Origin of the sequence: Mangrovibacter sp. MFB070 (assembly GCF_000705335.1) — a bacterium.
Taxonomy (GTDB): domain Bacteria; phylum Pseudomonadota; class Gammaproteobacteria; order Enterobacterales; family Enterobacteriaceae; genus Mangrovibacter; species Mangrovibacter plantisponsor.
Window position 1 is genome coordinate 78,945 of sequence record NZ_JJMI01000025.1, and the last position, 14,283, is coordinate 93,227.

The window sequence follows — 14,283 nt, forward strand, 5'->3', positions numbered from 1 at the left end:
TATCACTAGTGTGGATAAAAATTAATGAATAAGTTATCTCTTTTTGTTTTTTTTATTTTCATCAGTTTGATTCCAGTAAAATCCTTTTCTCTTACTCGTGTTGACTGGAATTATGAGGAAAACGGTCCATTGTGCCCATATATGGGTTATGGTATGTGTATTTCTCTGAAGTATAGTGGTGATATCCAAGAGGGTGATTATAAAAAATTAAATGACTTTATAACTAACATTTCAAAATTAAATCCAAAAACCAGGATCGGTGTTATTTATTTAAACTCTAATGGTGGAGACCTATATGAATCATTTATGCTAGGAAAACTAATTAGAGAGCATAAAATACAGGTAGTCATTCCTATGAATAGTCACTGTTATTCATCATGTGTATTTGTTCTTGCTGCTGGTGTAGGTAGACTTTCTTTTGGTGATGTTGGTATACACTCTTTTTATTCAGTTAAAACACTTGACAAAAATTTTAATTATGATGAAGAAGATAAAGTTTACCAAAAAACACTTAATGACATACGAAACTACCTTAATTATATGCGTGTATCACAAAAAATAGTAGATATGATGTTAACTGTACCATCATCTAATTTGCATATTTTATCTTCAGATGAACTAAAGGAAACCGGTTTACTTGGTATAGATCCATTATTCCAACAATATCTAGTATCCCAAGGAATGTTAAAACCCCCTAAAGTAATACAATAGTACTCATCCCCAATGAGGCACAAAGAGTCAAGCCACCCAATACGCCACATGGGGATGAGCAATTAGATTATATCAAAGACGCTATGTAAATCATATACTGATGGAGTATTATATAACAAAGAATATAATCTTCTTGTTCGATTATGGAGTAATTGATGAAAGTAAACAGAATTCTAATCGGATTAGTCATTGTACTATTATTGGTAGCTATTATAGCTTTTGCTAATGTACTACTTAATCAATATGCAGGACATGTTATGGAATGGGGTAGTGTTAGTGATTGGTTAAGTTCTCTATCAACATTCGGTACTTTGATTGTTGCTGGTATGGCTTATAAGAAAGCACCCGAATGGATAAGTCAGAAACGCTATGATATTGTTCATAGTATTATTGATGATCTTATATATACCAGCATGGTAGACCTTGCCAATAAAGATTTTCATTTAATGGTTAAACTCACACATTTCACCAGTGATCTACAGAGTTGTCTTAATGAGGATAGAACAGCATTGAATTCACTAGATGAAAATTTTGACTATCTTCAAACAATATTTTTTGAATTTACCAATTTATCATATTCAATTGTAGGAAAGTTTAATTCCGTAAAAAGATATAATTATTCCCTAAGTACACATTCAGAGAATATTATAGGTAAAATTAAGTTAAGAAGTGATATGCATAGACAATACTACAGCGATATCTATGGATTGAAAACTGAAGTAGCTATGTATATTCACGCAGACAAAGATTCTAAAAAACCGTTAGCTGAAAAATTAATTAATATTTCAAAAAAACTTAGTGATAACCATATGAAATTATATAGCCAAATAAATGAATTAATCAAAAGTAATAGACCTATTGATGATTTTATTATCAAAAACACTTAGTATTTATTGTTGTGATTATGTCCAGAAACTTAAGTTAAGTACAAGTACTGGACATTGTGATTATTTAAATTTTGTGGGTATAGCTATGCCGTATGCCAGAAAAAAGACAAAAGCACCATTATATATGGATTTATAGGCAAGTGTATCTAAATATACTCCAAATACTGTATTAGTAAATTCACCACCAAATCTGAATATACATACTTGGATGGCAGAAAACAGAGTAACAAAAATAGCATAACACATATATACAGTAAAATTAGCATAACGATGTACAAAGAGCTTACCAATATATAGTAATATACCTACAATAATTGATACAGTATAATATAGTACTGGAGGCCATATTGAATCTGTTATTATAATGTCATTATAGGTCATTTGGTTTTCTCTTTCGCTTGTTCTAATATTTGATTCTGTCTTATTTGGTACATCTGGTAGCCAGTAGCACTAGTACCTACTCCATCAACCAACATATTAGGTACTGCTACTGTTTTCCAACCACGAATAAAATCAGATCTTATATGTCTGAACAGTGACCAGGATTTTTCTCTCGATAATAATGACAGCTTCCCATAGTTACTAACTGTTAGTCCGATATCTACCGTGCCATATATCAGGTCAGCAGTGTTATTAGAGCCACCAAATTTACCTACTGTATATCTGTACGCATCTCGCACAGTACCGGAAGTACTTTCTTGGAATAACAGGTAATAGCCATTTTCATAAAAGTTATTAAGGCCTTGAATAATGTTCGGTGAACCATACCCGGCACAGGCTGTTCCAAGACTTTCAGTACAGATCCCTATCCCGCCCATAACCTGTGCAGTCGCAGCCACAAAACCAATTCTTGCCAGTCTGATATTTGTATTTCTTTGTTCTTCTACCTTTTCAATGATCGCATACATTCGCAATTGCTGCGTCATCAGCATGGTTTCTTGTTTCTTAAGGTACTCAATGTTGCGATCGATTTCAGCGATACCGTACCGCCAGGACATACAGTTGGTTGTGATATCTCGTTTCAAACTCTGAATGAATACTTGCTGTTCATATACAAAATCTTCTGAAGTACTGAACATGTAGCGGCTTGCCAGTTGACGGGCATAACTTTCAAGTTCTTTGGCCTTGCGTTCAAAATCGCCCTGATCCGGGTTATGTAGTGGCATGGTGTGTAACCTCCCTTTTGCGTCATTAAAACACTGGTAGGCAATCAGTCAATAGGATTAGTACTAGTTTCAAAGTACTAATCGGGTAATTCACTGGTTATTATTTGTACGAAAATCACGCCCAAACAAACATAGGTTCATTGGCTTCTTCATCAGTATCAAATACGCATATGTAACCTAGCCTGGATAGGCTTGATAAAAGTTCATGACAATAGAATGATTCATAGCATTCTGTACGGCCTAGTGGCATCACATCTTTTGTGAATCGTGTCCTGTTCGTTGCGTTTTCGTTGTGAATGATTTGTTCATCAAAGAAGTAACCAATGTTTTTTGTTTTGTGGCGATATAGTTTAATTGATTGGATTTCAAAGTACTTATTACCCTTCTCTAGCTGCTTTATTCGTTGTTCAATGTTGGCACTATAGCCTAGTTTTATGTAGTGCTCTTTGGTGAAAATGTTAATTATAGTAATCATGTATAGGTATTGTTCCATCATGTTCTTCTCCTCATTATTGAGGCAATAAATAGTTTGCATACATGGGGCGGCCTTCGGGCTGCCTTTTTATTGCCTTGTAGTGGTCAACAAAAACTGGCCACCACTTTAGAGTTTTTCCAGAACAATCGTTCTGATTCATTCGGCGTCAGACCACCGTTATATTGATGAGGCCTGAGCTGGCTGTAATATCCCGTTATGTAATTCGTTATCGCTGTGCTGGCTTCGCTAAAATTAGCGTATCCATTATCCGGCACCCACTCCGATTTCAGACTTCTGAAGAATCGTTCCATCGGGCTATTATCCCAACAATTTCCCCGGCGACTCAGACTTTGTTTTATCTGATATCTCCAAAGTAACTGCCTGAAATTTCTGCTGGTATAGTGGCTACCTTGATCCGAGTGATACATCAAACCAGCGGGATTTCCTCGCGGTAGCCTTTTTTAATATATCCCTTTCCATTTCAACGCGTTGAAGTCTTTTCTTCAGCTCGCGTATTTCAATCTGTTCAGGCGTCATGGGCGAAGCTGTGGGAGATTTTCCCGCTCGCTCTTCTTTCAACTGGCGAACCCACTTATCCATCGTAGATTTGCCGACATTCATTGCCGTGGCAGCGGCCACAACAGTGTAATGCTGATCGAGTACAAGCTGGGCGGCTTCGAGGCGAAACTCTGGGCTGAAATTACGTCTATTACGTCCGGTCATAATGTCACCTGTTTTTGACTATGAGGCGATGATATCACCTCTATTCAGGTGGCCAAATTCAGTGTGCCACTACACCTGTTGTTTTTCTTTTGAGTAGGTGTCTACCTTAGGATCTCTTTATATAAGAATAATTACTTCCTAAGGTAGACACTTTCATAGTTACATACGTAACTGGTTTAGTTTTTCTTTCAATCCTACTAGTGACTGATTCACTTCCACATGCTCGGTAGTGCGTCGGATGTAGGCTGGCTTGTCGAAATGAAGCCCCGTTAGTGACAAATGAATGACTTCACACGCACTAACTCTAACACCGTTAACCCTGATTTGTTCGCCCTTCCCTAGTGTGATGTAGCGTTCAAGAATCGCCTTAGCACCCTTGGAACTTGAGCTAACTAGATTGCTTCCATCCTGAACTACTGCTTTCTTCCACAATGGATGTTTAAGCATCATTGTCTTGTCACCTGCAAAGTACTCGTTAAGTACTTTTATGATAACGGCATCAGCAATATCACGAATCTTAAAGCTATCAAGGTATGTATCAGTTCCTATCATTCCAGCGATTAATTCACGAATTGTGTTACCCGTAGGGAAGTACTCCGCGTCAACGTGAGCACGATAAAAGTAGGTGCGATCCTCTATAAATCCCTCCATGAGTGATTCAAAATCAGTAGGTCTTAAGCCCTTAGCGAATAGCTTTTCAACGCTTTCATGAGTAGTGTTATACAGCTCTGTAACGCTTTCTGAGGGCTTCACATTACCCGCAATAGCATCAGCCATATACTCTCGGATAATCGCGTTCTCGGCCTCTATAGCCTCTTCCTTTACCTTCTTTGACGTGTCGTTGATTACTCTCTCATTCTCTCCGTCACCATCAATGAAATGAATAGGATTAACAATGAAATCATACTTACTAAGTGCTTCACTCAATAAATTGAAATCGTTAGCAAACTCTCTTCTTTGGTGTTCTGTGTAGTTGAAATCAATACCTGTATAGGAAACATGAAATTCTCCATCATGGAAGTACACCATAGATCCCGCTATATCTTTGCGGTACTGGTTAGTGAATGATTGTTTTGCTTCATCTGTGTGAAGTGCGTCATATGTTACCTGAAGCATGTCTTTCATGATTTTGGCATCATTTACCACTGCATTACGATTGAAGATCCCTACTTCTATTTGTTCCGAACGTCTCAAGTAGTATGTTACATTCTTCAAGTCGGATACTCTACGGAAACGGTTTGTAAACTGTTCAATACGTGCCGGGTGTTCGTGACCAACAATGATCACATCAACTTCATCAAGCTTGTTGATGATTGAAAGTCCTTCAACTATTGAGTACGTACCAAAAAGTACATCATGGTTCATTTCTCCAGTAACAAAGAGATCGATTACTTCCTGGTTGTTCTTCTTATCCGCATTCACTGTTAGACCATTACGTAAACACATCTGATTTAGTGATTCACATTGTGCCTTATCATTGATAAGTACAATCGTCTTACGTGTACCTTCATTTAACTGCTTCAATACTAAATCCAGTGGGTTGCTTGTAACTACTGTGTTGAGTATCTTCCGTGCCTGTGAAGGTTTGTAGATGCGATAGGTTTTGTTAAAATCAATACCACTAAAATCTTCGGCTTCTGCTGTACCAGACATCATGATCACACTTTTGAACAATGGGAAAGATGCAATCAGCCGATTGATAACCATTGCTTTGTAATCATAATCAAGGAAGAATCCATGTACTTCATCAATTACTAGTGTTTTATCTTTGAAGTATTCTTTGTTTGGATGATTGTTGATTGTTTCAATCTTGTTCCATGTACATATCCCTGTACTAAAAACATCATTATCACCATTGAATGACAAACGAATTGAAGTTAATGGTACAAGTACTATGTAACCTTCCTTTGCCCTTAATGGTTTCCCGTTTCCATCTACTTCAATAAATTGAGTAGTTTTACCAGTACCAACACTTGCGTTTATTAGGTTAACCCCATTTGTGAGATCCATATGTTCAAACACATTACTGATGTACTGATTATGTTTAAGATTCCATTCACCATCATAGAGTGAATCTGTTCCTTTTAGTTCCTTACGTAATGCACGGGATAGAATCTTGTCCTGTACTGTACCGTTCATTACTGCTTCTCTGAGTCTATTAGCTGCCTCCTTTAGTTCTGACCTATCTGATAGTGTCGGCCCACGTAGTTCTATTTCTTCCATAATTTCATTCCTTTGATTGTTGTCATTGCATCCATGCAATGACGTTACTTACTTCTAATCATTCGCCCCTAATCATTGCCATATTGATAAGGTACTGAATTGCACCCGCTGGGGTTTTTGCTTTGTTTTCCTGAATCAGCTTCTCGATAAACCCATTTTGTGCATCGTTGATTCGTGCGGTAACTTTATGATCTTTGCTATCTTTATTCATGTTGCTTTCCTTGTCGTCATTTTTTCCATTTTTCCATATGAAAAATTACCCCAATGTCACGAGGGGTATTTTTTCATGGATGAGATTATATTTGTCACGTTTAGACTGTGACCACCTTTTACTATGGGAATTGCTTCCCGGTGAGGTATCCACTCGTGAACTACTTTTCGTCTGATTTACTACCTGTACTACTATTTATGATTGATTTTCAAAAGAGGTAGTTATACTTCTCCAGTACCTAATTATACCGCAAATTTTTTTTCTGTTTCACAAATTTGACCAACCCCATACCACAATCATCAATACCAAGAACCACCAACCCATAAGAGCAAAACCAACCAGCCCAATACACAAAACAATTCCCGTAACGCAAATTTCCTGAATAATCCTTTTCATTAAATCTTCCTTAAATAAAATTAACTATTCTATTTAGTTTATTATGCTGAAAATACAGATATAACAGTGAAACAAACACAAAAGCCCCTGTAACGCTCTGTAGCAGGGGCTGAATGTAAGATGTGGGTTAGGGTTAAGACTGGATTTAAATCGCTCTACGAGCTTCCTGTGAAGCCTGTATTGGGTATTGTGGTAATTAATTAGTGAATACAAAATTCATGTTGTCTCGCATCCAAATACCTACATCATCATTAGGATCTACAGCATCTACATAGTTCAGCAATAGTGACCAATCAATGATACTTAGTGGTTCCCCTTCTACGTTGATTAAACGAGGTGATGTACCACCGTCAACAGCGATACTAAAGGATGGCGTAGAATAAGCTACAGTATCGCCAAAACGCTCTATAGCAACGCAAGAAACCAGTTCAGGCACTTTCTTAGCTTCAACAAATAGTACATGCTTAAGTACTTCCACCTTTTTATAATTGATTGTAATTACATAGTGCTTACCCGTTCGGTAAAGCTGAATACCATCTAATATCTTAGATAGTTCTGCTGCCATCCTTGAACGTACTTCAATGTTCTTAACATCGAATAGTACGGAAGGATCAACCGTTTTAAGGTAATCAGTATCTACTTGTACTTCAGTGAATGTACTTTGACGTACTTTGAGTTCTTTTAGTCTATCTTCCGATTCTTCAAGTTCGACCAGGACGGCAAACGGTATTTTTTTACCACTGTTACGATACCGTTCAATGTTTTGTTTATATTCTTCTATGTGTGCTTCTTCATCTTCAATCTTTAAACGTACTAATTCAATTTCAGGATTATTTTCATTAGGCCGTAGAATTTTGGTAAAGTCCAAGTTCTTGATATGTTCGATAACAAATTTTTCAACTACTTCATACTGAAGTGCCTTGTTCTCACAAAGTGCATCACGTTCAGCAATACACCTGATGTATCTGTATTCCTCTGTAAACTTTCCCCTTTTCTTAGAATCCCGTTTAGTCACTACCACATTATGATACATTGCCTCACCACAACGTGCACAACGAAAAATCCCATTAAATATATTACTCTGTGTGATTTCCTTACCTGTATCTACTTCCAATTCGATTACATTACCGTCACGGTCTAAGTATGGTTTATTTGTGCCCGGATCATAGAATTTCTTCAGGAATTTACCACCAGTTACTTTAACACCAGAGCGACGTGATTTTAGCAATTCCTGTACTAAATCGAATTCCTCTTTTGAAATAGCAATTGGGTATACATCCATTTCAGAGAGTTTCTGATCTACCGGGTTAAAAGTACTATTATAATCACGAATAATTTCACTAATAAAAATAGAGCCCGTTACCCTCTTATTACGTAGAAGTTTATGAATAGATTCACCACGCCATAGACGGCTAGATTCAAACAACCATTCGCTACCTCTTTCATTAAGCATTTTCGCTATTGTTGGTGTACCAATACCAGTTTGATACAAACGGAATATTTCACGCACAACAGCTACTTTCTCGTTCAGTACATACCTATCATCTACTACGTCTATCCATTGTGGACGCTTGTTAGTAACGATAGTACCTTGCTTAAATGCTTGTTCACGTCTACGTTTCCACCCATCACGTATACGATCACTCTTGAGTTTAGACTCTTCATAGGCACGTTGAGCCGACATAGTGACGATCGGCAACATAGCACTACTTGAACGATTAATAAGCATATTCAATGAAACATCATGAATAGTAATATTGTGATTAACAAGTTCTGAAAGATACGCAACAACTGTGAATGGGTTTTGCCTACTAAAGCGGTCAATGCTTTCCAGTACTAAATGTGAATCATCCCACATACCCCCACGTACTTGTTCCATCCATCGGCCTAACTCCCCTTCGGACATATTCAAACCTTTGAAAGCTGACACGCCCTGATCGCTAATAATAATAGCTTCTGGATCATCCATTTCAGAAAGTAGATTAGTACGCTCTACATATGCGTTCAAGTTTTGTTCTTGACGCTCAATACCCGTTCCAGATCGTTGTTGCTCTGAACTTACCCTATGATATATAAAGCATTTTTTCATTTTTCAGTTATCCAGAAAATGATAATAATTTTTTGTATAACATATTATACATTTGTATGATTATCATGCAAAAAAAGTACTTTCATCCGACCCGCTCTCCCACCAGCAGGCTCATGCACTGGTGAAGTTGCTGGCAAAACACCAGGTGCACGGGCTGATGTATGTCGACGACGCCATGTTGTATCAGCATGATGTTGGGCATGTTGAGCGTACCCGGAAATGGGCCAGCACATTACCTGAAGAACAACGCCCGGTATTTTTGCATGTTGCCTCTTTGGAGCAGGAAGTAGACCAGTGTGAGTCCATATGGAAGTTCGCTCTGACAGATGACAATATTCCCCGCCTGCAACAATTTACCGCTGTGGTTGAACAGGAGCTGGGCCTTACCTGTGAGTGGTCCTGGCATGATCAGGTTGATGTTGCGCAGACCGGAAACAGTAAAGGGAAACGCCTGGCGCAGTGGGTGGAGTCTCAGGGTTTAAGCATGGCAAACGTGGTAGCGTTCGGCGATAACTTTAACGATATCAGCATGCTGGCAAGTGCCGGTATGGGCGTAGCGATGGGGAATGCTGCCGATGAAGTTAAACAGCACGCACGCCAGATTATCACTGACAATACACAACCCGGAATTGCAGATTTTATTACCCGTAGTCTGTTGTAATTAGCGTGTTGGTACACTTTTTTGTTGATAAAGCCACAGCCCGGTTTAAGAACCAGTTTATTCCGGGCTCCTGGCTACACCCGAAAAGTATGTGGAAATAAAGTAGCGGTATTTACAACAGCGGACTTTAAGCATGACTGTTGCCATAATCCGCAATAATTCCCTGCAACATACCGGAGACCATGATCATTTAAGCTTAGTTGGTAATGCAAGGGAATATATAATGGTAAAAATATATGTCCCATTGAATATTGACTCATATCCATATACATCTAAATCTATTCTTAGTATATCCCTGGCAAAATCCGCACCAAACCGCATCAAACAAAATTGCACTGCTGTAATGGTAATAACAAAGAAGGCATAAAGCAGAAAGCCTGGCAAATTTGCACGGCGATGCACTATATATTTACCAATAAATAACAGCACACCAACAACAATGGAAACAATGTAGTATATTATTGGTGGCCATATTGAACTTTTTATTGCAATATCACTCCAGGTCATAGTACATTCCTTGTGCTTGGGTGTGATTATTTAAATCTAATTGGAGTTGCAAGAGCATACACTAAAGCAAAAAGATATGAACCATAGAAAATTGAATCATATGAATAAACATCTAAATTTACTCTTAGTATATCCTTTACAAAATCACCACCAAACCTGAAATGTGCCAGTTGGCAACCACCACAAAAGATCACAACAAGGCCATAAAGCATAAAGACAGTAAAATTAGCACGACGATGCACATAGTACTTACCTAAGTATAACAACACACCAACAATAATTGACACAATATAATAAATTATTGGTGGCCATATTGAATCCGTAATTACAATATCATTCCAGGTCATCGTACTTTCCTTGTGCTTAGGTATGATTATTTAAATTTTGTTGGCATAGCAAAAATGTATATTAGAAAAAAATAAATGCGCCATTATATATTGAATCGTATCCATACACATCTAAGTTCACCCTTAATATATCTTTTGCAAAGCCTTCACCAAACCTATATAAACACATTTGCACCGAGGCGACAGCACCCACAACTAACCCATAAAGAATGAATACAGTAAAATTAGCACGGCGATGTACATAGTACTTCCCTACGTATAACAATACACCTACAACGATTGACACAATATAAAAAATCACGGGAGGCCATATCGAAGCTGTAATTACAATATCATTCCAGGTCATTGGACTTTCCTTGCTCTCCAACTTCTACAATTACTTGAACTTTGATGGAACTGCAAAAATATAGACAAGTGCAAATGCAATTGAGCCAAAGTGTATAGAATCATAAGCATATACATCTAAATGCACCCTGAGTACACCACTTGCAAACTCCGCACCAAATTTGAAAAGACAATAATGAAGCGCTGCAATGAATAGCACACAAAAAACGTAAATCAAAAAAACTGTAATATTGGCGTATTTTTCAACAAAGTGCCTGCCAATATATAACCCCCACCGACAATGATTGACACAAAATAATAAATAACAGGCGGCCATATACTTAATGCCGGGCCACCAGTAGTAATATCAACACCCTGCCAGGTCATTACCTTTCCTTGTGTTTGAACGGGTACGGGAGATTATGCTACTGGTAAATAACCGATACAACCATTAACCAGTAGCATCAGCGCCAGCAGTATCGTTCCCATCAGGCAGCACGGCTTTCAACATGCCCGAATAAAAGCAATGTATTCTCTGGCTGGCTGGTATTGAGATGTGGTTGAGTAACCGCCGAAAATTACGTAGTAATAGAAACGCTTTTTATCTGTGCGTACAGCCACAGGCCCGGCTTAATCCCCAGTTCATCACGCGCCCACGGGCTGATACGTGACCAGAGTGTGCGGGAGCCCACTTCCAGGCGTACTTCAACCTGCCCGTTCTCGTTGTCGTAGCATTCGACAACTTTGGCTCGCAGAACGTTACGAATACTGCTGCTTTGTGGCGGGATCAGCACCAGCGACACATCAGATGCGCCAATACGAATCCGCACGGCGGCTCCTTCAGGCAACTCCAGCCGGTGTACCCATAAATGCTGGTCGCCCACTGCAAGAGCTGTCATGGCGTAGTGCAGGTGGTGCTCGAGCACCGTCACTTTAAACACAGTGCTTTGCTGCTCTTCCGGCAGCCATGGGTGCATAACCTGGCTGGTCCACACGTCTTCCAGATTACCGTAGGCTTTAACCAGCCCCTGATCCAGCACCAGCACTTTTTCCGCCAGGTGCAGAATCTCTTCCAGCGAGTGCGTAACATACAGCATTGGGATGCTGATTTCTTGAGCCAGCCGCTGGAGGTATGGCAGCACTTCGCGTTTGCGGGGAATATCCAGTGAAGCAAGAGGCTCATCCAGCAGCAGAAGTTCCGGTGCTGTCAGCAAGGCGCGGCCAATCGCCACCCGCTGTTTTTCTCCACCGGAAAGACTGCCTGGCAGGCGATCGAGTAGTGGTTCTATCCCCAGTAATTGCACCAGTTTATCAAACTGTGGTGCCATTTTTTTTGCCATACCATATTTCAAATTGCCACGAACACGGTAATGGGGAAACAGGCGTGCATCCTGAAAGACATAGCCTATACGCCGTTTCTCCGGGGCAAGGAAGACATCCTGTTCGGTGTCACTCAGCACCCGCTCATTGAGTACTATTTTCCCCTCCTGGGGGCGAGTCAGGCCACTTATCGCATTAATTAACGACGTTTTCCCGGCGCCAGACACCCCAAAAATGGCGGTAATCCCTTTGCCAGGCAAGGTTTCGTCAATATGCAGGCGGTGTGTGCCAAGTGTTTGGGTAAACTGCAGCTCCAGCATTACTCTCTCCCTATACGCCGACGGCTCAACCTGGCCAGCCATTCAGAAATCATCAGTGAACATAAAGCCAGGATAATGGCGATAACGCACAACCGGGCAGCAGCACCTTCACCACCAGGTGTCTGAATCAGAGTGTACATTGCAGAAGGAAGTGTGCGGGTTTCACCAGGAATATTGGAAACAAAAGTGATGGTAGCGCCAAATTCGCCCAGTGAACGGGCAAACGCCAGAACTGTACCGACAATAATACCCGGCAGTGTCAGTGGCAGTGTAATCGTCCAGAACACGCGCCAGCGGCTGGCGCCAAGGGTTCTGGCTGCCTGCTCCAGGCGCTGATCCACCCCTTCAAGCCCCAGGCGTATTGCCCGCACCATTAAAGGAAACGACATCACTGCCGCAGCCATTACCGCACCACGCCAGCTAAAGGCAAATGTCAGGCCAAACCATTCATAAAGAAAACGGCCAACCACGCCATTGCGCCCCATTACCACCAGCAACAGATAACCGACAACAACAGGCGGCAGAACAAGAGGAAGGTGGACAATGCCATCCAGTAAAGATTTTCCGGGGAAGGAGCAACGAACCAGCACCCATGCTAACGCAATCCCAAATGGCAAACTCACACAAACAGCAAATGTTGAAACTTTCAGGCTGAGTAATAGCGCCTGCCATTCGGGATCAGTCAATATCATTGTTTCGTCGTAAACCCATATTGTTTGAATACAGCTGCTGCCTCAGGGCCTTGCAGGTATTCATAGAATGCTTTCACCTGAGCACCAGTATGCCCTTTTACCATCGCAAGGGGGTATTCAACTTTCGGATGGGAATCCTCCGGGAAGGTTCCAATCACTTTTACCCCTTTGCTGGCTACTGCGTCAGAGCCATAGACTATCCCCAAAGGTGACTCACTGCGTTCAACCAGAGCTAACGCACCACGCACATCCTGCGCGGGAGCCAGTTTTGCGGAAAGTGTATCCCAGGCACCCAATTTTTCCAGTGCCTGTTTTGCATAAATTCCTGCCGGAACATGAGCCGGGTCACCCACAGCCAGACGCCCATCCTTCAGTAACGCCACCCAGTTAGTTTTATCGTTAATTGTTACATCGCCCTGGGAAGCGGTAGCCGGCGCAACCAGCACCAGGCTATTGCCCAACAGCGTTTTACGGCTGGCGGTATCAATGGTGTTTTTATCGACTGCGTAATTCATCCACTTTTGGTCTGCAGAGATGAATAAATCAGCCGGTGCACCTGCCTCAATCTGGCGAGCCAGTGTTGAGGATGAAGCAAAAGAAGCGACCACATCAACCTGCTTCTCTTTTTTATATTGTGTTGCAATATCTTGCAGCGCATTGGTTAAAGAGGCAGCCGCAAAAACAGTGATTTTGGCATTGTCTGCCATCACCTGTGCCGCCATTCCCAATGATAAAGTGACACCCACTGCCAGTTTTACCCACGTCTTAGCCATGATTATCTCCAGGTTTTTCGTTGTATATTTTGCAATATAACGTAACACCTGTGATTCTCATAACATTTATCGGCAAAAAAACTGGGGGCTTTACAGTGAAAAAACCTCGGTTAAACCGGGGGATAAGATACAAAACAGAAAAGCCAGCATCACTGCCTGAAATTGGCGCTTAGTGAAGTTTATTGAAGTGCTGTTTTCTGCTGCTAGCAGGGTAAACTACGTTTTTGCTTGCCGACTAAAAACAGCAACGCCCGGGCAAACCGGGCGTTACAAATGGCGTTATGCGTGGAGACTCAGGAGGTCTTTTTACGGCCAATACCTGAAAAGATGTTGAATACCTCACCAAACGCATAAATCAGCCCGAGAATAATCGCCATCATGACAGGCACCATGCAAACGGCGAAAACCAGACTTTTCAATAACTCTAACATGGTTGTCTCCCTTGTAAATTCTGGGTC

At 40.6% G+C, this 14,283-nt stretch carries 15 protein-coding genes and 2 pseudogenes; 3 read left to right on the forward strand and 14 right to left on the reverse strand.

What is annotated here, in order from left to right; translation table 11 throughout:
* The first annotated feature begins 24 nt into the window (after window positions 1–24).
* Together DT73_RS12535 and DT73_RS12540 are read left to right on the forward strand one after the other, a co-directional pair.
* Window positions 25–711: a hypothetical protein gene (locus tag DT73_RS12535; protein WP_036109190.1), complete on the forward strand. Its 687-nt coding sequence runs from the start codon at window positions 25–27 to the stop codon at window positions 709–711.
* A 155-nt stretch (window positions 712–866) separates the two neighbouring features.
* Window positions 867–1,598 (forward strand): hypothetical protein, encoded by a 732-nt coding sequence (locus DT73_RS12540; RefSeq protein ID WP_036109194.1) that lies wholly within the window; start codon window positions 867–869, stop codon window positions 1,596–1,598.
* Window positions 1,599–1,975: 377 nt separating this feature from the next.
* Here the strand turns inward: DT73_RS12540 and DT73_RS12550 are convergent, their stop codons facing one another.
* The 6 genes and pseudogenes from DT73_RS12550 to DT73_RS12570 form a co-directional block, all read right to left on the reverse strand.
* A complete protein-coding gene (locus DT73_RS12550) occupies window positions 1,976–2,764 on the reverse strand; it encodes a DUF4225 domain-containing protein (protein WP_051691370.1) in 789 nt (262 codons plus the stop codon).
* Between the two features lie 115 nt (window positions 2,765–2,879).
* Window positions 2,880–3,260, reverse strand: coding sequence for a GIY-YIG nuclease family protein (locus DT73_RS12555; RefSeq protein ID WP_036109201.1), 381 nt, complete (start codon window positions 3,258–3,260; stop codon window positions 2,880–2,882).
* Between the two features lie 83 nt (window positions 3,261–3,343).
* A pseudogene (locus tag DT73_RS25855) lies at window positions 3,344–3,962 on the reverse strand (transposase).
* Window positions 3,963–4,121: 159 nt separating this feature from the next.
* A complete protein-coding gene (locus tag DT73_RS12565) occupies window positions 4,122–6,185 on the reverse strand; it encodes a hypothetical protein (RefSeq protein ID WP_036109204.1) in 2,064 nt (687 codons plus the stop codon).
* A gap of 58 nt (window positions 6,186–6,243) precedes the next feature.
* The gene (locus DT73_RS26570; RefSeq protein WP_200874788.1) at window positions 6,244–6,396 is read right to left on the reverse strand and encodes a hypothetical protein; all 153 of its coding nucleotides are present in this window, start codon (window positions 6,394–6,396) and stop codon (window positions 6,244–6,246) included.
* Between the two features lie 592 nt (window positions 6,397–6,988).
* A complete protein-coding gene (locus DT73_RS12570; protein ID WP_036109205.1) occupies window positions 6,989–8,881 on the reverse strand; it encodes a recombinase family protein in 1,893 nt (630 codons plus the stop codon).
* Window positions 8,882–8,930: 49 nt separating this feature from the next.
* Here DT73_RS12570 and DT73_RS12575 point away from each other — a divergent pair.
* A pseudogene (locus DT73_RS12575) lies at window positions 8,931–9,542 on the forward strand (pyridoxal phosphatase); the annotation flags it as partial.
* A 186-nt stretch (window positions 9,543–9,728) separates the two neighbouring features.
* Here DT73_RS12575 and DT73_RS12580 read toward each other — a convergent pair.
* The 8 genes from DT73_RS12580 to DT73_RS25560 form a co-directional block, all read right to left on the reverse strand.
* The gene (locus tag DT73_RS12580; protein WP_036109208.1) at window positions 9,729–10,049 is read right to left on the reverse strand and encodes a hypothetical protein; all 321 of its coding nucleotides are present in this window, start codon (window positions 10,047–10,049) and stop codon (window positions 9,729–9,731) included.
* A gap of 26 nt (window positions 10,050–10,075) precedes the next feature.
* Window positions 10,076–10,396: a hypothetical protein gene (locus tag DT73_RS12585; RefSeq protein ID WP_036109211.1), complete on the reverse strand. Its 321-nt coding sequence runs from the start codon at window positions 10,394–10,396 to the stop codon at window positions 10,076–10,078.
* Between the two features lie 61 nt (window positions 10,397–10,457).
* Complete coding sequence (locus tag DT73_RS12590; protein WP_036109214.1) at window positions 10,458–10,742, reverse strand: hypothetical protein; 285 nt, start codon at window positions 10,740–10,742, stop codon at window positions 10,458–10,460.
* 212 nt (window positions 10,743–10,954) lie between these two features.
* Window positions 10,955–11,107: a hypothetical protein gene (locus DT73_RS26460; RefSeq protein ID WP_160173967.1), complete on the reverse strand. Its 153-nt coding sequence runs from the start codon at window positions 11,105–11,107 to the stop codon at window positions 10,955–10,957.
* 191 nt (window positions 11,108–11,298) lie between these two features.
* Complete coding sequence (modC, locus tag DT73_RS12595) at window positions 11,299–12,360, reverse strand: molybdenum ABC transporter ATP-binding protein ModC (protein WP_036109217.1); 1,062 nt, start codon at window positions 12,358–12,360, stop codon at window positions 11,299–11,301.
* Window positions 12,360–13,052 carry a molybdate ABC transporter permease subunit gene (modB, locus tag DT73_RS12600; RefSeq protein ID WP_036109221.1) on the reverse strand — a complete coding sequence of 231 codons (693 nt, stop codon included), beginning with the start codon at window positions 13,050–13,052 and terminating at the stop codon, window positions 12,360–12,362. Before modB ends, modC begins: the two co-directional genes overlap by 1 nt.
* Window positions 13,049–13,825, reverse strand: a complete 777-nt coding sequence (gene modA / locus DT73_RS12605; RefSeq protein ID WP_036109224.1) for a molybdate ABC transporter substrate-binding protein — start codon at window positions 13,823–13,825, stop codon at window positions 13,049–13,051. Before modA ends, modB begins: the two co-directional genes overlap by 4 nt.
* Window positions 13,826–14,118: 293 nt before the next feature.
* Window positions 14,119–14,256, reverse strand: a complete 138-nt coding sequence (locus tag DT73_RS25560; RefSeq protein WP_036109227.1) for an AcrZ family multidrug efflux pump-associated protein — start codon at window positions 14,254–14,256, stop codon at window positions 14,119–14,121.
* Window positions 14,257–14,283: the final 27 nt, after the last annotated feature.